Below are 19,811 nucleotides of genomic sequence, written 5' to 3'. Positions count from 1 at the left end.
TATGAGGCGCCGCAGCCAGCACACTGCGCAAGACTAGCGCCGCAGGCCGTGCCGCGAGTGCCAAGAAGGTCGCAATTCATGCCATCACCGGGCGGAGCGATGCATTGCGGAAATCCGGCAGCCAGCGCCCCCCGCTCCGCTCGCAGCCTATGCACCGCCATGCCTGCGCACATGAATCCGACCGCCGGCAGGCGAGCCGCGCGGGGAATCGATCCGGCCAGGGACCTGCCTAGCGGGCGATGATCATCCGCGTCACGAGCTCGGCAGCATTATGAACCCCCAGCTTGCGCATGATCGCCGCGCGGTGCACCTCGACCGTCCGCGGAGATATCCCCATCGCCAGTCCGATCTCCTTGCTCGTATGGCCATTGACGATATGGCGCGCGACCTCGCGCTCCTTCGGCGTCAAGGCCGAAGAACTCGGTGTCCGGTCCTTCAGGTGCTCGAAGGTCCACACCATCAGCAGGAAGGGCTCTGCCGCCACCAGCGTACGGCCGCGCGCACGAACCCAGATGATCTCGCCGTTCTTGCGCTGCATGAAGCGTTCGTCTTCGTAGCGCGGGCAATTGAGGAGCCAGCGGCTCCAGCGTGAGCCGATCTTCTCGAAGTCGATGTTCGAGGGGTACAGCAGGCGGGTCGATTGCCCTTCGAGATCCACCCGGTTCCAGCCGAACAGCAGTTCGATCTCGGTGTTCACCCTCAGGATGGTCCGGTTGGACGTCACCATGATGCCGACCGGCGCATCCATGAAGCCGGTCAGATTCAGGGTCTCGTCCGGAAGATTGTTGTAGCTCATGCCGCGTCCTGGGCGCATCTAAGTAATTTCTACGTATGAATCTACGTAGTTTGACGCATAGCCGCCAGCCCCCCGCAAAAGCCAAACTGTTTGGCAGGAGGAGAGACATGACACCTGACATCTACATCACAGGCTCGGGCCATACCCGTTTCGGCCGGCTGGAACAGACGCTGGAAGAACTGATCGTCGAGGCCGCGCGGGAGGCCCTGTCGGAGGCCGCGATCGCCGCATCGGAAATCGATGCGGTTTTCCTGGGACACTTCAACTCGGCGCTGGTGCCCGACGGCTTCGCCTCATCGCTGATCCACCAGGCCGATCCCGCGCTGCGCTTCACCCCCGCGATGCGCTGCGAGAACGCCTGCGCCTCGGGCTCGGCGGCAATCCACGCCGCGCTGCACATGATCCGCGCCGGCCGGGCGCGGCAGGTGCTCGTCGTCGGCGCGGAGAAGATGACCCACCGGTCGACCGGCGACGTCACCACGGCGCTGGCCGGCGCCGGCTACCAGAACGATCCCGCGGAAGCGGCGCTGAGCTTTCCGCAGGTTTTCGCCATCGCCGCGAAAGCCTACGCCGAGCGCTACTGCGATCCGCTCGATGCCATGGCGCGCATCTCGGCAAAGAACCACGCCAACGCGCTGAACAATCCCCTTGCGCAGATGCGCAAGGCCGTGTCCTACGAGTTCTGCCGCGAAGTGAGCGACAAGAACCCGCTCATCGCACCGCCCCTGCGGCTGTCCGACTGCTCGCTGATCTCGGACGGCGCGGCGGCGATCGTGCTGTCTTCGGCCGATGCGGCGGCCAGCGCGAAGCGCCGCGTGCGCATCGCCGCCGCCGAGCACGTCTCGGACTTCCTGCCGATGTCGCGGCGCGACTTCCTCGCCTTCGAAGGCCCCCGGCGCGCGATCGCACAAGCCTACGCGGCAGCGGGAATCGGCGTGGGCGATCTCGATTTCGCCGAAGTGCACGACTGCTTCACCCCTGCCGAGCTGCTGACGTACGAGGCCATGGGACTCGCGCCGCAAGGCCAGGGCGCACGGGTGCTCGAAGAGGGCACGGTGTTCGCCGACGGCCGCACCCCGGTGAACCTGTCGGGAGGGCTCAAGGCCAAGGGGCATCCGGTGGGCGCCACGGGGGTCTCGATGCACGCCCTTGCCTTCCGCCAGCTCACCGGGCAGGCCGGCGCCATGCAGCGCAAGGGCGCGCAATGGGGCCTGGCCTTCAACATGGGCGGCACGGCGGTGGCGAACTACGCCTCGCTGCTGAATGCCGATCGCGCCTGAGGCTCGCATGAACATCGCCAACTGGCTTCATCAGGCGGCGCTCGCCTGGCCGCACAACCCCGCGATCTTCGACGGCGTCCGCCTGGCCCACAACTACGCGGGGCTGCTCAAGGCGGTGTGCGACCGCGCACGCCATCTTGCCGACCGGCACGGGATCGGCCCCGGAGACAGGGTCGCGCTCTTCAGCCAGAACGCGCCGGAATACATCGAGGTGCTGCACGCCTGCTGGTGGATCGGCGCGGTCGTGGTGCCGGTCAACTACAAGCTGCATCCGGCCGAGGCGGAATGGATCATCTCCAACTCGGGCGCACGCCTCGTCCTCACCGACCAGGGCGATGCCTTTTCCGGCCACTCCGGTTTCGTCGAGGAGGCGCTCTCGGCCCCCGTCGCCAAGGGCGCGCCGGTGACGGCGCCACGCCCGGCCGGCGACAAGGACATCGCCTGGCTGTTCTACACCTCGGGCACGACCGGCAAGCCCAAGGGCGTCATGCTCAGCCATGAGAACCTGCGGAACATGACCTTGTGCTACAGCCTGGACGTCGATACGCCCGCCGCCGGAGACCACATGCTCTATGCCGCGCCGATGTCGCACGGCGCGGGGCTCTACATGTTCGCGCAGATCCGCGCGGCCGGCGCCCATCTGGTGCCCGCATCGCGGGGCTTCGACTGCGCCGAGATCATCCAGCTCGCCCAGAGCAAGGGCAATCTGGTGTTCTTCGCCGCGCCCACCATGATCAAGCGCCTCATCGCCGCGGCCCGGGCGACGGGTTACGACGGCTCCGGCATCCGCACGATCACCTACGGCGGCGGCCCGATGTACGCCAATGACATCGACGAGGCGCTGGAGGTGTTCGGGCCGCGTTTCGTGCAGATCTATGGCCAGGGCGAAAGCCCGATGACGATCTCGGTCCTGCCGCGCAAGCTGGTCGCGGACCAGAGCCATTCGCGCTGGCGCGCCCGCCGGAACTCCGTGGGCCATGCCGCGGGCTGCGTGCGGCTCGCGATCCTCGGCCCGGACGGCGCCGAACTGCCTGCGGGCCATACCGGCGAGATCTGCGTGCAGGGGCCGACGGTGATGCTCGGCTACTGGCAGAACCCCGAAGCGAGCGCGGAGACCCTGCACGGCGGCTGGCTGCACACCGGCGACCTCGGCCATTTCGACGAAGACGGCTTCCTGTACCTGACCGACCGTTCCAAGGACCTGATCATCTCCGGCGGCACCAACATCTATCCGCGCGAGGTGGAAGAAGCGCTCCTGCGCCATCCGGCCGTCTTCGAGGTAGCCGTGATCGGCGAACCGGAGCCGGAATGGGGCGAACAGGTGGTCGCCCACATCGTGCCGCAGCCGGGCCAGAACGTGACCGAAGCGGAGCTGGACAGCTGGTGCCGGCAGCAGATCGCCTCGTTCAAGCGGCCGAAGCGCTACGTCTTCGCCACGGAACTGCCCAAGAACAGCTACGGCAAGATCCTGAAGACCGAATTACGGCACGCAGCCCTTCGAAGCACACGTTGACAACGACCGACGGGAAAGACCCCCGCACCAACAACCAAGGAGGAGACCATGAAAAGACGTGATTTTCTGAAGACCGGCGGCGCGCTTGCCGGCGCCGGCATGCTGGGCCTGCCGGGCCTGGCCCAGGCCCGTACCTCGATGAAGTTCGACAGCTACGTCACCGAGAGCGCGGGGCCTTCGTGGATCGACCGCTGGTTCCTCGACGAGCTCCAGAAGCGCTCCAACGGCGACGTCGCGGTGAGGTATTACTGGGCCGGCAGCCTCAACAAGGCCGGCGAGCATCTCGGGGCAGTCCGCGACGGCACCTCGGAGATCACCATCATCTCGCCGGGCTACTACCAGGCCGAGATGCCGGTGACGCGCGGCCTCGAATGGTATTTCCGCGTCGATCGCGCCGACACCCTGCAACAGGTTTGCCGCGACACCTACGACAACTTCGAACCGCTGCGGCAGGAGTGGGAACAGCGCCACAGGTGCAAGGTGCTGTACTGGACCAACTGGAACTACGCCCCCCTGGTGATGCGCAGGCCGATCTCGTCGCTGGCCGACCTGAAGGGCAAGAAGATCCGCGCCTACGGCGTTGCCACCGACGTCATCGAGCGGCTCGGCGGCATCGCGGTGCCGATGGTGGCAGGCGAGGTCTACCAGTCGCTCGAACGCGGCGTGCTCGACGGCGTTTACGGTTTCGACTTCGTCACGGCCGTCGCCTACAAGCTGCACGAGATCGCGCCCAACTTCTACGACATCGGCGACGGCGCACATGCCCCCGCGCTCACGGTGATGAACAAGCGGACATGGGAGAAGCTGTCCCCGGCCAATCAGCAGATCTGCACCGATCTCGCCAACGAGCTGTATGCCGGCAAATTCGCCGAGATCTACGAAAACGTGCTGACCGACTACGTGAAGAAGGCACTGGCCGAAGGGGTGAAGTTCACTTCGCTTCCCGGTGCCGAGAAAGAGCGCGCGCGCGCCATCGTCCAGCCTGCCCAGGTCGACAAGTGGATCGACGAGGTTGCCAAACCCAATCGCATCGACGGCAAGGCCATGCAGGACGTGATCGAGCAGGCGATCGCCAGGCATGCGCCCTCGGGCAAGCTCAAGCGGCCGATCGAAATCGCGACGGGCCTGTAATCATGTCCGTCCTCGACCGCCTGCTGACGCGCGTCGCTCACGCGATGAGCTGGGTGGCGCTCGCCTCCCTCGCCTTCATGATGCTGGCCATCACCATCGATGTCCTTGCCCGCGCCCTGAGCGGGCGCGCGGTTCCGGGCCTCTTCGAACTCTCGGAGCTGTCGATGGCGCTGGTCGTCTTCATGGGGCTGGGCGCGACCCTGCTCGACGATGGGCATATCCGCGTGACCCTGCTGACCGACCGGCTGCCGAAGCCGCTCGGCCGTCAATTCACTGCGCTCGGCTGGGTCTTTGCGGGACTGACCTTTGCCCTGCTCGCGTGGCCTGCGACGAAAGAAGCCGCCTATTCGGTTTCGATCTTCGAGTTCCGCTGGGGCGCGGTACAGATGCCCATCTGGTGGGCCAAGGTCATCGTCGCCGTCGGACTCTGGTTCGCCGCGCTGCAGGCGCTCATCCACGCCGCCCTCATCGCGCTCGACCGCCTGCCCCCGCAGCGCCGCGTGAGCGCCACCTCCGTCACCCACTGAACGGCGGGCGCGGGATCCCAAGGGTCCCGCGCACCCGCCGCACCACATCCCGGTGGCATCAAGCACCCCAGGAACCGTCATGGACGTCACCCTCATCACCACTATCGCCGTCGGGCTGATCCTTCTGCTCATGGCGCTCGGCACGCCGGTATTTGCCGCTCTCGCGCTGTCGGGCGCGTTCGGCATCGTCATGGTCGAAAATCTCGACTTCCTTCTCAATCGGATGAAATCCCTGCCCTTTTCGACCACGGCAAGCTACACGCTGACCGTCATCCCCCTCTTCATCCTGATGGGCGCTTTCGCCCACCACGCCCAGGTCGGCAAACGGCTCTTCGACGTTGCACGCAAATGGGTCGGCCACCTGCCAGGCGGTCTCGCCATGGCCAGCATCCTCACCTCGGCAGGCTTTGCCGCCACTTCGGGATCATCGGTCGCCACCGCGGCCACCGTCGGCGCGGTCGCCATCCCCGAAATGAAGAAGGCGGGCTACGATCCGCGCCTCTCGGCAGGCTCCGTCGCTGCCGGCGGCGTGCTCGGCGTGTTGATTCCACCGTCGGTGCTGCTGATCTTCTACGCCGCGCTGACCGAAGTTTCGGCCGGCAAGATGCTGATCGCCGGCTTCGTGCCCGGAATCCTGACCACGCTCGTCTTCATGGCCGGCGTCGCGATCATCGGCCGCCGCGGCATGAACAGGGAAGCACGCAGCCCACGTTCGCCATGGGGGGAACGGATCCGGTCGACCGGGCAAGCCTGGCAAGTGCTCGTTCTTTTTCTGCTCGTGCTCGGCGGCATCTATCTTGGCCTCATCACGCCGACCGAGGCGGGGGCTGTCGGGGCATTCGCTGCGCTGCTGATGCTGGTCTTTTCGCGCGTGGCCCGTGCGACGCTGGGCACGCGGCTGCTCGACAGCTTCCGCAGCACCGCGACGACCACGGTGATGATTCTGTTCACCATGATCGGCGCCGGCATCTTCAGCTACTTCCTGACGCTGGTGCAGATCCCGCAGGCAATCTCGGAAGCGATCGTGCAAAGCGGTATTTCGCCCACGCTGATCGTCGCGGTCCTGCTGCTGGTCTATATACCGCTCGGCATGTTCCTCGATGCCTTTTCGATGATGGTCATCACGCTGCCGATCGTCTTCCCGACGGTTGCCGGTCTCGGCTTCGATCCGATCTGGTTCGGCATCCTGTGCGTGAAGATGTGCGAGATCGGGCTGATGACGCCGCCGGTGGGCCTGAACTGCTTCGTCATCGCCGGCATCGACCGCAGCACCTCGCTGACCGACATCTTCCGTGGCGCGCAGTGGTTCGTCATCATGGAACTGTTCACCGTGGCCATCCTGTTCGCATTCCCCGTGATCACGACCTGGCTGCCCGACACGATGATGGGACGCTGAGACAGGGAGGATGGAAAACATGCGCGAAGATTACGGCACGGCTCTCGTGACCGGAGGCGGATCGGGCATCGGGCGGGCTGCCGCGCTGACGCTCGCCCGGCGCGGCGCCCAGGTCGTCGTGACCGACCGGGACGCCCGCAGCGCCAGCACGGTTGCACAAGAAATCGCCGCGGCCGGCGGCAAGGCGACGAGTGTTGCGATGGATGTCGGCGACGCAAGCTCGATTGCCGCCGGCTTCGACCACGCCGAGGCCGCGTTCGGCGGAACCGACGTGCTGGTCAATAGCGCGGGGCTGATGCTGGTCGAGCCGCTGCTGGATTTTTCTCCGGAGAGCTGGGACAGGGTCATGCGCGTCAATGTCACCGGCACCTTTCTTGCCAGCCAGCGTGCCGCACGGGGCATGGCTGAACGCGGCTATGGTCGGATCATCAACATCACCTCGGTTTCCGGCTTGCGCGCCGGTGTCGGGCGTGCCGCCTACGGCAGCTCCAAGGCCGCCATCATCGGCCTGACCCGGCAGCTCGCACTCGAACTCGGGCCGCTTGGCGTGACCGCGAACGCGATCGCCCCCGGCGCGATCGAGACGCCGATGACGCTCGGCACCTATTCCGACGAAACCTGGGACAACATCCTTGCAATGGTGCCCGCGCGCCGCCGCGGCACGCCGCAAGACATTGCCGACGCCATCGCCTACCTGGCCTCGCCCGCAGCCTCGTATGTAAACGGCGAAACCCTGGTCGTCGACGGCGGCTACATGGCGGCGGGTATGACGCAGACCGGGAGGCTGCGCGTCTGAAACTCAGAACCCGCCGGTTTCCAGCCAGCGCTCGAGCTGCGGAATACGGTCCACGCCCCAAAAGGGCTCGCCGTCGATGATGACGAAGGGCGAACCGAACACGCCACGGGCAATGGCCTGCGCGCATTCGTCCTTGAGGCGATTCCGCACCGCGTCGCCGGCCAGCGCTTCGGCCAGCGCAGCGCGGTCGGCGCCCTGGGCCGCCGCGATGTCCAGCACCGCACTCTCCTGCGAGATGTCGCGTCCGTCGACGAAGTAGGCGCGCAAGGCGGCCAGCGCGAAGCGGCGGGCCTCGACGGGATCGTGGTCGTCCAGCCAGTAGAAGGCGCGCGCGGCAACCTGGGTGCCGATCGGGAAAACATCGGGAATGCGGCAGGACAGGCCGAGGAAGCGGGCCGAGCGCTCGAAGTCACGCTTCGAGTAATCGCCCTTGAGCGGCTTCAGGGGCAAGGGCACGTCGCCCGTGACCTTGTACACCGCCCCCAGCAGGATGGGGCGCCAGCACACGCTGCGGCCATGGGCGGCCGCCAGCGCATCGATCTTCTCGGCCATGAAATAGCCGTAAGGCGAGGAGAAGTCGAAGTAGAAATCGATCGGCTCGGTCATTTTTCGTCACTCCGTCAGTTCCGTCCCCACGGCGCCTCCGCCAGGGCATCGGCCAAGTGTCTCATGATTTCCGGCGAGGGCAGCGGCCACCCAGGCGAGCGGTGACGCTCTCCTTCAGGAAAGCAAGGCCGGGCACTCGATCACCCAAAGACAGGGTTTCGCTGACATCCTTTGACAAGCACGACTCTTATTAAAGTTTACGGAGTAAGATTCAATAAAATCGAATCCTGTCAAAGCATGCGATGCGCAAATCAGATCTTTCTCCTGAGCGCCGAGCACGACTCGAACCCATCCCGGACAAGCCCGGAGTGTTCGCCCTCGATCCTCCCCCCATCGGGCCGCTCGAAGCCTTTTCGGGCAGGCTCGACACCCGTGACAGCATGGGCGAAGCCGTACGCCTGCTGGAACAACTGCGGGAGGGGAGGGGCGAGTAGCCGCCGCCCTCCCCCCTCCGTGCTTCAGCGCGTCTCGGAGAACAGTTCGCGGCCGATCAGCATGCGGCGGATTTCGCTGGTGCCGGCGCCGATCTCGTACAGCTTGGCGTCGCGCCACAGGCGGCCGACCGCGTATTCGTTGGTGTAGCCCACGCCGCCCAGGGTCTGGATCGCCTCGCCGGCCATCCAGGTGGCCTTCTCGGCGGTGTAGAGGATGACGCCGGCGGCGTCCTTCCTCAGCGTGCGGGCGTGGTCGGCGCGGTCGCAGGCCTGGCCGACGGCGTAGGCGTAGGCGCGGCAGGCGGACCAGGTGGAGTACATGTCGGCGACCTTGCCCTGCATGAGCTGGAATTCGCCGATGGGCGTGTCGAACTGCTTGCGTTCGTGCAGGTAGGGCACGACCGCGTCCATGCATGCCGCCATGATGCCCAGCGGGCCGCCCGACAGCACCGCGCGCTCGTAGTCGAGGCCGGACATCAGCACCTGCACGCCGCGGCCGATGTTGGCCTCGCCGCCGAGCACGTTGTCGACCGGCACCTCGACGTCGTCGAAGAACAGCGGGAAGGTGTTGGAGCCGCGCATGCCGAGCTTGTCGAGGTGGGTGCCGTGCGAGAAGCCCTTCATGCCCTTTTCGATGATGAAGGCGGTGATGCCCTTCGGGCCGGCGTCGATGTCGGTCTTGGCGTAGACGACCAAGGTGTCGGCGTCGCCGCCGTTGGTGATCCACATCTTGCTGCCGTTGAGGATGAAGCGGTCACCCTTGCGCTCGGCGCGCAGCTTCATCGACACCACGTCGGAACCGGCGTTGGGCTCGGACATCGCCAGCGCGCCGACCTGTTCGCCGGAGATCAGCCCGGGCAGGTACTTGTGCTTCTGCGCCTCGGTGCCGTTGCGGCGGATCTGGTTGATGCACAGGTTGGAATGCGCGCCGTAGGACAGCCCCACCGAAGCCGAAGCGCGCGAGATTTCCTCCATCGCCACGATGTGGGCGAGGTAGCCCATGTCGGTGCCGCCGTATTCCTCGCCGACCGTCATGCCATGCACGCCGAGGTCGCCGAGCTTCTTCCACAGGTCGGCGGGAAACTCATTGACGCGGTCGATCTCGGCCGCGCGCGGCGCGATCTCGGCGGCACAGAAAGCCTGCAGCGTGTCGCGCAGCGCGTCGATGGTCTCGCCGAGGTTGAAGTTCAGGCTGGGCACGTTCATGGGGTGTCTCCTTGTCGATTTTTTCTGGCGCCAGGCAGGCCGCACGCTCCAATGATGGACGGCACACGCCCGGAGATGAAGCGAGATTAGCCCCGCGCGGCGCCCGACAACTGCCATCGGGGTTGCAGATCGTGCCACGTCGACTAGTATTTCCAGCCATGAAGATCCTCACCCCCTCGCCCGCCGAGCTCACGCTGGGCCGCGCCGCCACACCGATCGCCTTCATCCGCGCGATCGTCACCGCGTACCGCCGCCGGGGGATGGATCCGGCCAGCGCGCTGCGCCAGGCGCAGATCCCCGCCAGCCTGCTCGACGACCCCGATGCGCGCGTCACCGCCGCGCAGATGGAGGCGATCTCCGGCATCGCCATGCAGGCGCTGGACGACGAAGCGCTGGGCTGGTTCTCGCGCCGCCTGCCGTGGGGCAGCTACGGCATGCTGTGCCGCGCCTCGCTCACCTCGCCCACGCTGGAAGTGGCGCTCAAGCGCTGGTGCCGCCACCACCGCCTGCTGACCGAGGACATCGTGTTCGAATTCGACCAGCAGCGCGGCACGGCGACGGTCCGCGTCACCGAGCACGCGGCGCTCGGCGAGCTGCGCGAATTCTGCCTCGTCACCACGCTGCGCTACCTGCTGGGCTACACGAGCTGGCTGATCGATTCGCGCATCGCGCTGGCGGAAACCCGCTTTCCCTTCCCCGCTCCGCGCCACGCCGATGCCTACCCCTACCTGTTCCCCGGTCCGCTGCGCTTCGACGCCGACGCCGCCGGCTTCGGCTTCGACTCCCGCTACCTGTCGCTGCCGGTGCGCCGCGACGAACGCGCCTTGCAGGCGATGCTGCAGCGCGCGCTGCCGCTCACCGTTCTGCAATACCGGCGCGACCGCCTGCTGGTGCACAGCGTCGCGCAATTGCTGAACGCCGCGCCCGGCGCCGCCCACACCGCCGAAGACCTCGCCGCCCGGCTCAACCTGTCGGTGCGCACCCTGCACCGGCAACTGAAGGACGAAGGCGTGTCGCTGCAGCGGCTGAAGAACGAAGCCCGCCGCGAACACGCCATCCGCCTGCTGCTGCAGACGAAGAGGCCCATCAAGCAGATCGCCGCCGCGGTCGGCTTCGACAGCGAAAAGAGCTTCGCGCGGGCATTCCGGAGCTGGACGGGGGTGGCACCGAGCGCATTCAGGGCAGAGGCGCCGGTGGAACTGGGGTAAGGCGCAGCCGTTCCAGCGCTGAAACGAACACCGCTCAGCTTCGCCTCATCATCTGGAATCCAAAAGATCTGTCCCAAGACAGCCGCAACTGCTCGTTGCGGCACGGCACCTGGAGTTCCAGTCCTCGATCGCGTGAGATCCCCATTTCATCGCATGCATCCGCAAGCGTCTCCAATTCCCAGCACAACCAGTCGTTGGCGACCCGGAGAACTTCCGTTCCCAATTCGAGTTTCAACCAAGGCTCATCCTCATGAGGCCGTGCCTGCCGTTCGAAGACCCAAAAACCATCGCACAGACGGACACGCCAGGCTTCGAGAGGCTCCGCATTGCGCAAGGCATGGGTGGCATAGAAACTTTGCGTCATCCATTCAGACGGATAGCGTGCGCCGGCTTCGAGCATGGCGAGTGGCTCCTTCAGGCGGACGGAGACGATGCGGTCCTCGTCACTCGCCATGCGCCCCCCGCCCAGACGCAGACGGGCGTCCAGCGCGTCGAGATCGGCATCTTCCAGCAAGGCGCACAGATCGGCGCTGGAATAGCGGTGCTCGGGCGATTTCGACTCCAGCCCGGGCCAGCGGAAGCAGGCCTCGCCCACGCGGCTCTCCAACGCGCGCAGGTTGTACTGCAGGACGGCGATGTTGGGTTCGCCGATTTCCCGCAGGCGGTGGCGGTTGATGCGGCCGGCGGTCTGCACGATGGAGTGCGCGCTGGAAGGCTCGATCACGCCCCAGTCGAAATCGTGATCGCGGCCGATTTCCTCGACAGGCGTGGCGACGACGATGAAGGGCACCGAGTCCGCCGCACTGCGCGCCAGCAGGGTGGTGATTTCCTCGTCGCGCAGGATGTGCGCATCACCCCGCTTGCGCTTGAGCAGGAAGTCCAGCCGCTTTTCCTTGAGATGGCGCTGGATGCGGAAGTCCCGCGCGTGGTAACAGGCCACCCGCGCGTGCGGAAACGCCGCGGCCAGCGCGCGGGCGGTGGCGATGGCCGTGCGGATGTTGGCCACCCGCACCAGCCCGAAGGACAGGCGCTTGCCCCCCGCGCCCGGCCAGGCGTGCGCCGCGTGCAGCCGCGTCACCGCGTTGGCCACCGCACTCATGAATGCTTCGGTGCTGCGCGCCGTGACCGGCTGCACCCAGGCCCGTCGTACCGCCCGTCCGGGCTGGCTCAGCAGCACCCGCACATGCTGGCCGAAGCGGGCGGGCAGGTCGTCGGCGCTGTCGAGCAGGGTCGGTGCCGTGCGGTCGTCCACGATGGCCACACCGAAGCGCGCCTCCCGTTCTTCCAGCGCGCAGCGCATCTCCATGCCGCTGCGAAACGCACGGTACACCGCCTCGGCCACCGGCTGCGGCAAGGTCGCCGACGAGCAGATCACGCTGCGTCCCATCAGCCCGACCATCTGCACCAGCCGCAGCACCGCCATCAGGGCGTCCGGCTCGTAGGAATCGACTTCGTCGAGCACCAGATCGCTGTCCACCACGCGCAGCAGGGCCGAGACATGGTGGCCCTGCCGCCCCGGCTCGCCGGCGTTGATCAGGTAGTCGATGGTGGAGACCAGTACGGGCGCACCGATCACACTGCGCAGCACCGGCCGGCGCTCGGTGAGCACCCGCATCCACTCCGGCAGTTCGACTTCTCCGCCATGGGCGTCGTACTCGGTGGCCAAGCCATCGGTTTCGAAGGCTCCAGCCTGGGCGAGGTCTTCTGCCTTGCCTGCCGCGTGCAGACGGCTGGCGATACGATCTCCGATGACGGTCGCCAGTTCGTCGGCGCCCAGGCCCAGGTCCTCGCCCAGCGCGTCGCCGGTCTGCAGCGTCAGCGTGCGCAGGTTGAGCGCAATGGCGAAGCGCGGCCGGGTGGAGACGGTGCAGGCCAGCTTGGCGTTGGCGATGGTCTTGCCCGCGCCGGTGGCCGCGATGTTGAATACCAGCAGGCCACCATCGGAACGCTCGCGCAACGCGGCCACTGCCGCCACGGCACGGTTCTGCCACGCGAAGCGCCCGTGCTCGTCGGCGAGGGAGAGGATGTGCTCCACCGTCTCGGTGGCCAGTCCGGGCAGGCGCAGCGTGGCGATGCGCCAGGCGTAATCCGCCGCACGGGCGCCCACCGTGCGCAGATGCCAGCATAGCGGCTGGTCGAAGGCGCCGTTCTTGGTGTTGGCGAACAGGCCGCAGCCGGCCAGCCCTTCCGGCCGGGGCCGGGCGGACACCTCGTGGTCCGCCAGGATCAGCGCGGCCCGCGCAAGCACCGCAGCGCCGCGCCAGAAGGCCGGGCCGCGCTCGCCGGCCTTGCGTGCCAGACGGACCTGCACACGTGCCAGCAACTCCAGGATGTCGGGCGGCAAGGCGCCCGCGAGCCGCAGTTCACGGGCACGTCCGGCATCCTCGACATGGCGCTCGGCCGTGGGTGCGGACACCTGGTTCGCAGCGGCCGGCCCGAAGAGGCGATGGTGGGTGACCACCAGATAATCGAGGGCATCCACAGCCGTGCGGATGCCCTCATCCTCCAGCGCGCCGATCACGCACAGGGGCTTGGGCCAGGCCAGTGCCTGCCAGGCCTGCTCCCAATCCTGGCCGCCGCGCAGTTGCTGCAGCAGGCGCATGGAGAGCCATTCGTGCCGCACCGGATCACGCTCGCCCCGTTCTCCGGGCTTGCTGACCGCACGGGCAAGCTTGTCGGCGAAGAAACTGCCCGCCTTACCCAGGTCGTGCCCCAGCCCACCCGCGTGGGCCAGCAGGCCGACGATGCGCAGCCACGCCGGCAGCGGCGGCTTGCACCGGGTGTACCCGGCAGGGTAATGCCCGTCCGGTCCGAAACTGTCGCGCGCGCCCACCACCCACAACAGGCGCATGCGCTCGCGCCCTTCGTTGCGGTAGCAGGCCACCGCCGTCTGCCGCGTGGCGGAGGATTTCAGCAGGCCGCGCAGTTCGCGCAAGCCTTCCAGCGTGATCGGCGTGGCCCACGAGCGCACGCCGGTGCGGATCGCGTAGCTGTCCAGAATCGCCCGGCTGCGTTTCACTGCGCGGCGCTGACAGTCGGAGATCAGGGTAACGTGCATCGAAGTGGGCTCGTGTCCGTGATAGGCTTGGCGTGGCCACCGCACAGGTGGTTTAGAAGTGTTTGCTTTACTAAATAACGATTGTGTGCCGCCGTGTAGGCGGTTAAAAAACTCCGTACCCTTCGTACGCTCCAACCTCTTCAACACGCTCGCCACCATGCAGCATTTGAAATCTGCACATTCAAGCGAGCGTATTTCGCATAAACGCCCAAAATACTGGGCATCGCCTACCATTTCGGGAAAAACGCCAGATCATCCCAATGAGGCGACATCCCATCCGCCTGATTTCATACCGGAAAGCCATCTGCGCACATCTTGCCACGTAACCTCTCCCTGTTTAATTTAGTTTATTAAGCGATTGACTCCAGCCTTGAGCAAGCCTATGGTTCCAGCATCACCGCTGACCATTGCAGGAGCATACCTTGGCACGCCCCCGGAAAGCCGCTGCGGAAGCCCCGCCGGAATGGATCGTCCTTCCCCACGCGCTGTACGCCGAAACCTGCGCCCGGCTCGTCACCTTCTCCCACAAGACCGCCAACTCCAATGCGCCGCCCGGCGGCATCCGCCTGTCCGCCTCGCAGGCGCTGAAACTCCCCTACGTCTCCGCCCGCACGCTGCTCGGCGCCGGTGAAACGCCTGCGCTGGATTACGTGGCCAATGCCGGCAAGACCGCCACCGCAGTCAAGCAGCTCAACCAACTCCGCGAAGGCAGCGCCACGGCCCCGCCGGACGAAGCCCGCCAACTGCTGGCGATGCTGGCCGAGGCCACTGCGCAGGGCTGCGAAATCGCCACTCACAAGGTTTCGATGCGCGCCCGGCAGTTGCTGTTGCCGGGGCCGGACGGCGCTTACCGTGCCGTCACCCCCCTGAGCGCGGGTGGCGTGAGCCGCCGGATTCGCGAAACCGTGCGCACGCATAACGAACGGGTGCACGAACTGCAGCGGGAGAAAGCGCCGGGCAGCGAGCACTTGCAGCGGATTCCGCTGGCGATACTCGGCCTGGGCGGTTCCAACCCACAGAACGTGGGTTCGCTGGTCCGCGACATGCAGCGCCCGCTGGTGTGTTTCGCCCCTGCCGAAAACCGTCAGATCAAGGTCGCGCTGGCGCTGCATTTCCAGGGGCTCGGCATTCGCCTGCCACGCGAGCCGATGAACGCCTTCCGTGCCTGGAGCACCGCTTGCCGGGCGCGCAACGGCGGCCGGATCGCCACCGACATGCGCACGCGGGACGAAGAGATCGCACACGTCCGCGTCATCGCCCGCGCCGTGCTGGCCCAGGGCGCCCAGGCGCGGCGGCGCCTGCTCGACCACCGCGACATGCTGCCGGCCGGCGGCACGCCGCTGGTCTGCGCCCAGGCCGATGCCGTGGCGCGTGGCCTGATCGCCCCCGAACTGCGGGAACGGCACTGGCCGCGCGCTTTCGCCGAACGGCTCGCGCGGCTGATCGCCGACTACCGCTTCGACGACGGCCGGGAGGAGTTCCACTTCGACCAGGCGGATCTGTACGCCATCCAGGACATGATCGAGGAGGTGGTGCGATGAGCGCTCTCGCCCGGCCGCCCGAAGAGGGCGCTCTTCCTCCCACGGGGAGGATGTCGCGCAGCGACAGGAGGGTTGTACCGTGACCTACCTGCTCCTGCCCCGCCTGCGCGTCCGCGCGGCCAACGCCATGGCGGGCAACTATGCCGTACAGGCGGCCCCGGTGATGGCCGTCAGCCTGTTCACCCACAACCTCGGCCTGAAGACCGGATGCCACCCGCTGCGCGTGGCCATCCTGCACCACGACGCGCAACTGCTCGGCGAATACGGCAGCGACGGCTTCTACGACTTTCACCCCCAGCAGCGCCGGGGCGCCAGCTTCATCGACGACGTGGACTACTCCTCCAAAAACCGCCACGCGCTCTCGTTGCAGCCCACCGCCAGTTGCCACCTCACCCTGTCGCTGCTGATCGAAGTAGACGGCCGCATCAAGCTCGACCGGGTCCTCGACTTCCTGCGCAGCGCGCGCATCGCGGGCGGCTGCGTGGATGGCTTCGGCAAGCCCGAGTCCGCCAATGAACTCGACGGCCTGCAACTGCCCAAGGGCTTCTGGCTGATCGAGCGCAGCGATCTGCTGGACACCGGCGCCAACCCGGTCGATGCCCTGGTCGGCCTGCTCGGGCGCAAGTCGCGCAAGACCGACACGCCCCGGAAGGCGGCACGGGCGGAGGCGGCGGACACCCTGCAGGCACTGCCCGAATCCTGGTTCGCCGCCACCGTGCTGGGCTACGCCGCCACCACGCCATTCGCCCGGCGCGCGGGCGTACGCCAGACCGGCGCAGGCGGCCAGCCGGAAACCCCGCTGCACGCCTTCTGCGAACCGCTGCTGGGCGTGGTCCAGTACGTCTCTACCGGGGACTTCGGCCCGCGCCCCGTTCCGTTCTGGGAGCATACCTGGCTGCAGGACGACGTGTTCGTCGTGCGCCAGTCCGCCCCCGTACAGCTTTCCTCTGCCCCGCCATCCCTGTAAGGAGCCCTCTCCATGAACGCACCCGAATTCAAGAAACTGCCCGGCGTACTGGCTTTCCAGCGCGGCATCGTGGTCACCGACGCGCCCTTCTTCAACGTGCTCGACGACGGCCAGAGCCCGGTCATGGTCGTGCGCCACGGCATCCGCGGCACCCAGAACATCAACAAGAACGGCGACGCGGAAAAGAGCACCGCGGCCGAGGCCAAACGGCAGGAAGTCTCCAACATCCAGACCACCGACACCGCCAAGCTGGACGAGCACGCCAAGGCACTTGCGGTGCGCTTCAGCCTGCGCTTTCTCGACCTCGACAACGTGCTGTTCGCCTGCGCGCCCTCCGCCACCGACGCTGACGACCTCGTGCGCAGCTACCGCGACAGCGTGGCCGGTTTCATCCAGCGCACCAAGGACTCGACCGGGCTGGATGAAGTGGCCGCGCGCTTCGCCCGCAACATCGCCAACGGCCGCTGGCTGTGGCGCAACCGCAGCATCGCGCGCAGCGTCTCGGTGAACGTGACGGTGGCCGGCCAACTGCTGGCCAGCTTCGACGCGCTGGCCACCCCGCTCAACCACTTCGACGACATTACCGACGCCGAACGCCAGTTGGCCGAGCACATCGCGGCCGGCCTGCGCGGGCTGGACGACGCGGGGCTGGAGATCGAAGCACGTCTGGATTTCGGCGTGCGCGGCGCGCTGGAAGTCTTCCCCTCGCAGAACTACGTCGAGAACAAACCGCGCGGCTTCGCCCGCCCACTGTACTGCCTGGGCACCGCCGAGCGGCTCGATCGCGACAGCGGCATGGGCTTCGACAGCACCCGCATCATGGGCCACGCCGCGCTGCGCGACCAGAAGATCGGCAACGCCCTGCGTACGATCGACACCTGGTACCCGCGCTATGCCGAACACGGCCGCCCGCTGCCGGTGGAGCCCAACGGCGCCAGCCTGGAAGCCCAGGAATTCTTCCGCGACAAGAAAACCTCCGCCTTCGAATTCGCCCGCCGCCTCAACACCCTCGACCCCGCCAGCCCCGGCGGCATGTTCATGATCGCCAGCCTGATCCGCGGCGGCGTGTTCTCCGGAGGCAAGGAATCGTGAAACCACGCTGCTACGTCGACCTGCGCTTCGGCCCGCGCGCCGCGCCCACCGCGGCGGCCCTCGCGCTGGGCGTGCTGCACGGCGTGTTCCGCCAGCACCCCGGCCAGTACGCCCTGGCCCTGCCCGACTACCCGCGCAGCTTTCCGCGCCTGCGGGTGTTCGCCGGCTCCCGCGAAGCGCTGGACCGGCTGGTGGCGGCCACCGACAGCCACGCCGGCTTCAGTGGACTGGTGGAATACAGCTACCCGAAGACGCTGCCGGACGGCTTCGCCGGCCCCTGGATCAGCTACCGGCGCTACCGCATCCCCAGCCGCAAGGCCGAGCGCAACCCCGACGCCAACCTGCGCCTGCGCCGCATGCAGGCGGCCGACACCGCCGGCCTGCCGTACTTCGTGTTGCACAGCCAGAGCAACCGGCAGATCTGGCGGTTGTACGTGCAAGCCCAGCCGGCCACCACCGTGACCGACGAGGCCGAACCCGACGCCTACGGCTTGGCCACCGCCTCGCGGCCCTTCGGCGTGCCCCACCTGCCATGAGCAAGGCGCGCCCCAAGCCCCGCCAGATCCTGCTCTCCAAACGCGCCAACATCTTCTACCTGGAGCACGCGCGGGTACTGCAAAAGGACGAGCGCATCGTCTGGCTCACCGAAAGCGGCGAAGACGTCGAGCAATACTTCAACCTGCCGGAGCGCAACACTGCACTGCTCCTGCTCGGCAAGGGCACCTCGATCACCGACGCGGCCATGCGCCGCCTGGCCGAATCCAACGTGCTGGTCGGCTTCTGCGGCAGCGGCGGCTCGCCGCTCTTCGCCAGCGCCGACCCGGTATTCCTCACCCCGCAGAGCGAATACCGCCCCACCGAGTACATGCAGGCCTGGGTACGCCTGTGGTCCAACGAAGCCCACCGCCTGGAACTGGCCAAGGCGCTGATCGCAGAGCGCATCGCCCTCACCGCGAAAACCTGGGGCAAGAACGGCGAACTCCTGCAAAAACGCATCGCCCTGCCGCCCAGCGCCGCCGACACCCTCCACCGGCGCGCCGTAGCCGTCCCGGACACCCAGGGCCTGCTGCTGGCCGAGGCCGAATGGGCGCGCGCCCTGTACGCCGCCCTCTCCAGCGGCTACGGCCTTTCCTTCACCCGCCAGGAAGGTGCCGGTGCGCGCGGCACCAAGGAAGAACGCGTCAACGCCTTCCTCGACCACGGCAATTACATCGCCTACGGCCTCGCCGCCGTCGCCCTCAACGGGCTGGGCATCAGCTACGCCTTCCCCTTGCTCCACGGCAAGACCCGGCGCGGCGCGCTGGTGTTCGACGTCGCCGACCTGATCAAGGACGCCTACGTCATGCCCCTGGCCTTCGAGTGCGGTGCCGACCCGCGCACCAAGGACAACACCTTCCGCGCCCGCCTCATCGAAACCCTGCAAGATGCCGACGCGCTGGACTTCCTGTTTGGCTTCGTCAAACAGCTTGCGGAAAAACAGCTTTGAATTCAATGTATTGGGAGGTAGGGGGAAAAACGAAGTCTGGCCCCTGAAATTCTGGATAAGGTGTTGTTCAGGAATGGTTTTCCGCGAAAATCATTCAGTTTGCCGCCGTGCAGGCGGTTGAGAAGAGCACGAGCTGCTGGCGAACCCCGACCGGCGCGTTTGCCGCCGTGCAGGCGGTTGAGAAGTACCTGGAAGGCCTGGCGATCACCGACAGCCCGTTTGCCGCCGTGCAGGCGGTTGAGAAGTCGATTGCCGGGTTGTTCTCGATCAGAACGCCGTTTGCCGCCGTGCAGGCGGTTGAGAAGAACTGCGCGGCAGCTCTGCGCCCAAGGCTGCGGTTTGCCGCCGTGCAGGCGGTTGAGAAGTCGACCATGTTCAGCAAGTCGATCTCCACGAGGTTTGCCGCCGTGCAGGCGGTTGAGAAGATCGACGAATACACCTTCTGGCGCTTCCTCGAGTTTGCCGCCGTGCAGGCGGTTGAGAAGTCGCCATGCTGGCGTTCAGTTCGGCGATTTCCGTTTGCCGCCGTGCAGGCGGTTGAGAAGACGAGCACCTGCCCGTCCTCGATCAGCTTGTAGTTTGCCGCCGTGCAGGCGGTTGAGAAGATCGTCGGCTTCTTCGGCGCCGTGATCATGCTGTTTGCCGCCGTGCAGGCGGTTGAGAAGTTCCGGGCAACTCTCTTTTTCGCCCGGACCCGGTTTGCCGCCGTGCAGGCGGTTGAGAAGAGTGTGCAGATAAATCATTGCACCCGCCCGACGTTTGCCGCCGTGCAGG

Annotated in this window: 16 protein-coding genes and 1 CRISPR repeat array (1 of these 17 running past the window's edge); of the genes, 12 read left to right on the top strand and 4 right to left on the bottom strand. The window is 66.9% G+C overall.

Going from position 1 to position 19,811, the window contains the following annotated elements; translation table 11 throughout:
• Positions 1-229: 229 nt before the first annotated feature.
• Complete coding sequence (locus ACNQFN_RS03670) at positions 230-796, bottom strand: LuxR C-terminal-related transcriptional regulator (RefSeq protein ID WP_068636302.1); 567 nt, start codon at positions 794-796, stop codon at positions 230-232.
• Positions 797-903: 107 nt separating this feature from the next.
• On the opposite strand from ACNQFN_RS03670, the gene ACNQFN_RS03665 reads away from it, so the two are divergent.
• The 6 genes from ACNQFN_RS03665 to ACNQFN_RS03640 all read left to right on the top strand — a co-directional run bounded on the left by ACNQFN_RS03665 (position 904) and on the right by ACNQFN_RS03640 (position 7,439).
• Positions 904-2,076 (top strand): thiolase domain-containing protein, encoded by a 1,173-nt coding sequence (locus ACNQFN_RS03665; protein WP_068636301.1) that lies wholly within the window; start codon positions 904-906, stop codon positions 2,074-2,076.
• Positions 2,077-2,083: 7 nt separating this feature from the next.
• On the top strand, positions 2,084-3,589 hold the full coding sequence (locus tag ACNQFN_RS03660) for a class I adenylate-forming enzyme family protein (protein ID WP_068636300.1): 1,506 nt from the start codon (positions 2,084-2,086) through the stop codon (positions 3,587-3,589).
• A 48-nt stretch (positions 3,590-3,637) separates the two neighbouring features.
• The gene (dctP, locus tag ACNQFN_RS03655) at positions 3,638-4,720 is read left to right on the top strand and encodes a TRAP transporter substrate-binding protein DctP (RefSeq protein WP_068636299.1); all 1,083 of its coding nucleotides are present in this window, start codon (positions 3,638-3,640) and stop codon (positions 4,718-4,720) included.
• A 2-nt stretch (positions 4,721-4,722) separates the two neighbouring features.
• Positions 4,723-5,247 carry a TRAP transporter small permease gene (locus ACNQFN_RS03650; protein ID WP_068636298.1) on the top strand — a complete coding sequence of 175 codons (525 nt, stop codon included), beginning with the start codon at positions 4,723-4,725 and terminating at the stop codon, positions 5,245-5,247.
• A 79-nt stretch (positions 5,248-5,326) separates the two neighbouring features.
• Complete coding sequence (locus tag ACNQFN_RS03645) at positions 5,327-6,643, top strand: TRAP transporter large permease (protein WP_068636297.1); 1,317 nt, start codon at positions 5,327-5,329, stop codon at positions 6,641-6,643.
• A 19-nt stretch (positions 6,644-6,662) separates the two neighbouring features.
• A complete protein-coding gene (locus tag ACNQFN_RS03640; RefSeq protein WP_418647985.1) occupies positions 6,663-7,439 on the top strand; it encodes an SDR family NAD(P)-dependent oxidoreductase in 777 nt (258 codons plus the stop codon).
• A 3-nt stretch (positions 7,440-7,442) separates the two neighbouring features.
• On the opposite strand, the gene ACNQFN_RS03635 is transcribed toward ACNQFN_RS03640, so the two are convergent.
• Together ACNQFN_RS03635 and ACNQFN_RS03630 are read right to left on the bottom strand one after the other, a co-directional pair.
• The gene (locus ACNQFN_RS03635; RefSeq protein WP_068636296.1) at positions 7,443-8,045 is read right to left on the bottom strand and encodes a 2-hydroxychromene-2-carboxylate isomerase; all 603 of its coding nucleotides are present in this window, start codon (positions 8,043-8,045) and stop codon (positions 7,443-7,445) included.
• Positions 8,046-8,503: 458 nt separating this feature from the next.
• A complete protein-coding gene (locus tag ACNQFN_RS03630) occupies positions 8,504-9,685 on the bottom strand; it encodes an isovaleryl-CoA dehydrogenase (protein WP_418647984.1) in 1,182 nt (393 codons plus the stop codon).
• A 158-nt stretch (positions 9,686-9,843) separates the two neighbouring features.
• Between ACNQFN_RS03630 and ACNQFN_RS03625 the strand changes: the two genes are divergently transcribed.
• The gene (locus tag ACNQFN_RS03625; RefSeq protein WP_418647983.1) at positions 9,844-10,893 is read left to right on the top strand and encodes an AraC family transcriptional regulator; all 1,050 of its coding nucleotides are present in this window, start codon (positions 9,844-9,846) and stop codon (positions 10,891-10,893) included.
• A gap of 34 nt (positions 10,894-10,927) precedes the next feature.
• Here the strand turns inward: ACNQFN_RS03625 and ACNQFN_RS03620 are convergent, their stop codons facing one another.
• Positions 10,928-13,951 (bottom strand): hypothetical protein, encoded by a 3,024-nt coding sequence (locus tag ACNQFN_RS03620; RefSeq protein ID WP_418647982.1) that lies wholly within the window; start codon positions 13,949-13,951, stop codon positions 10,928-10,930.
• A 422-nt stretch (positions 13,952-14,373) separates the two neighbouring features.
• Between ACNQFN_RS03620 and ACNQFN_RS03615 the strand changes: the two genes are divergently transcribed.
• The 5 genes from ACNQFN_RS03615 to cas1f all read left to right on the top strand — a co-directional run bounded on the left by ACNQFN_RS03615 (position 14,374) and on the right by cas1f (position 19,037).
• Positions 14,374-15,492, top strand: coding sequence for a type I-F CRISPR-associated protein Csy1 (locus ACNQFN_RS03615; protein WP_418647981.1), 1,119 nt, complete (start codon positions 14,374-14,376; stop codon positions 15,490-15,492).
• A 79-nt stretch (positions 15,493-15,571) separates the two neighbouring features.
• On the top strand, positions 15,572-16,459 hold the full coding sequence (locus ACNQFN_RS03610) for a type I-F CRISPR-associated protein Csy2 (protein ID WP_418647980.1): 888 nt from the start codon (positions 15,572-15,574) through the stop codon (positions 16,457-16,459).
• Between the two features lie 12 nt (positions 16,460-16,471).
• A complete protein-coding gene (csy3, locus tag ACNQFN_RS03605; RefSeq protein ID WP_418647979.1) occupies positions 16,472-17,551 on the top strand; it encodes a type I-F CRISPR-associated protein Csy3 in 1,080 nt (359 codons plus the stop codon).
• Positions 17,548-18,087, top strand: a complete 540-nt coding sequence (locus tag ACNQFN_RS03600) for a type I-F CRISPR-associated endoribonuclease Cas6/Csy4 (RefSeq protein ID WP_418647978.1) — start codon at positions 17,548-17,550, stop codon at positions 18,085-18,087. Before csy3 ends, ACNQFN_RS03600 begins: the two co-directional genes overlap by 4 nt.
• A complete protein-coding gene (gene cas1f, locus ACNQFN_RS03595; RefSeq protein ID WP_418647977.1) occupies positions 18,084-19,037 on the top strand; it encodes a type I-F CRISPR-associated endonuclease Cas1f in 954 nt (317 codons plus the stop codon). Before ACNQFN_RS03600 ends, cas1f begins: the two co-directional genes overlap by 4 nt.
• Positions 19,038-19,134: 97 nt before the next feature.
• Positions 19,135-19,811: a CRISPR direct-repeat array (repeat unit 28 nt; unit sequence GTTTGCCGCCGTGCAGGCGGTTGAGAAG); it runs 671 nt beyond the window's last position.

The sequence above is a fragment of the Thauera butanivorans genome (genome assembly GCF_048398245.1).
In the GTDB taxonomy this organism is placed as follows: domain Bacteria; phylum Pseudomonadota; class Gammaproteobacteria; order Burkholderiales; family Rhodocyclaceae; genus Thauera; species Thauera butanivorans.
This window is presented reverse-complemented; position numbering and strand designations above follow the sequence as displayed.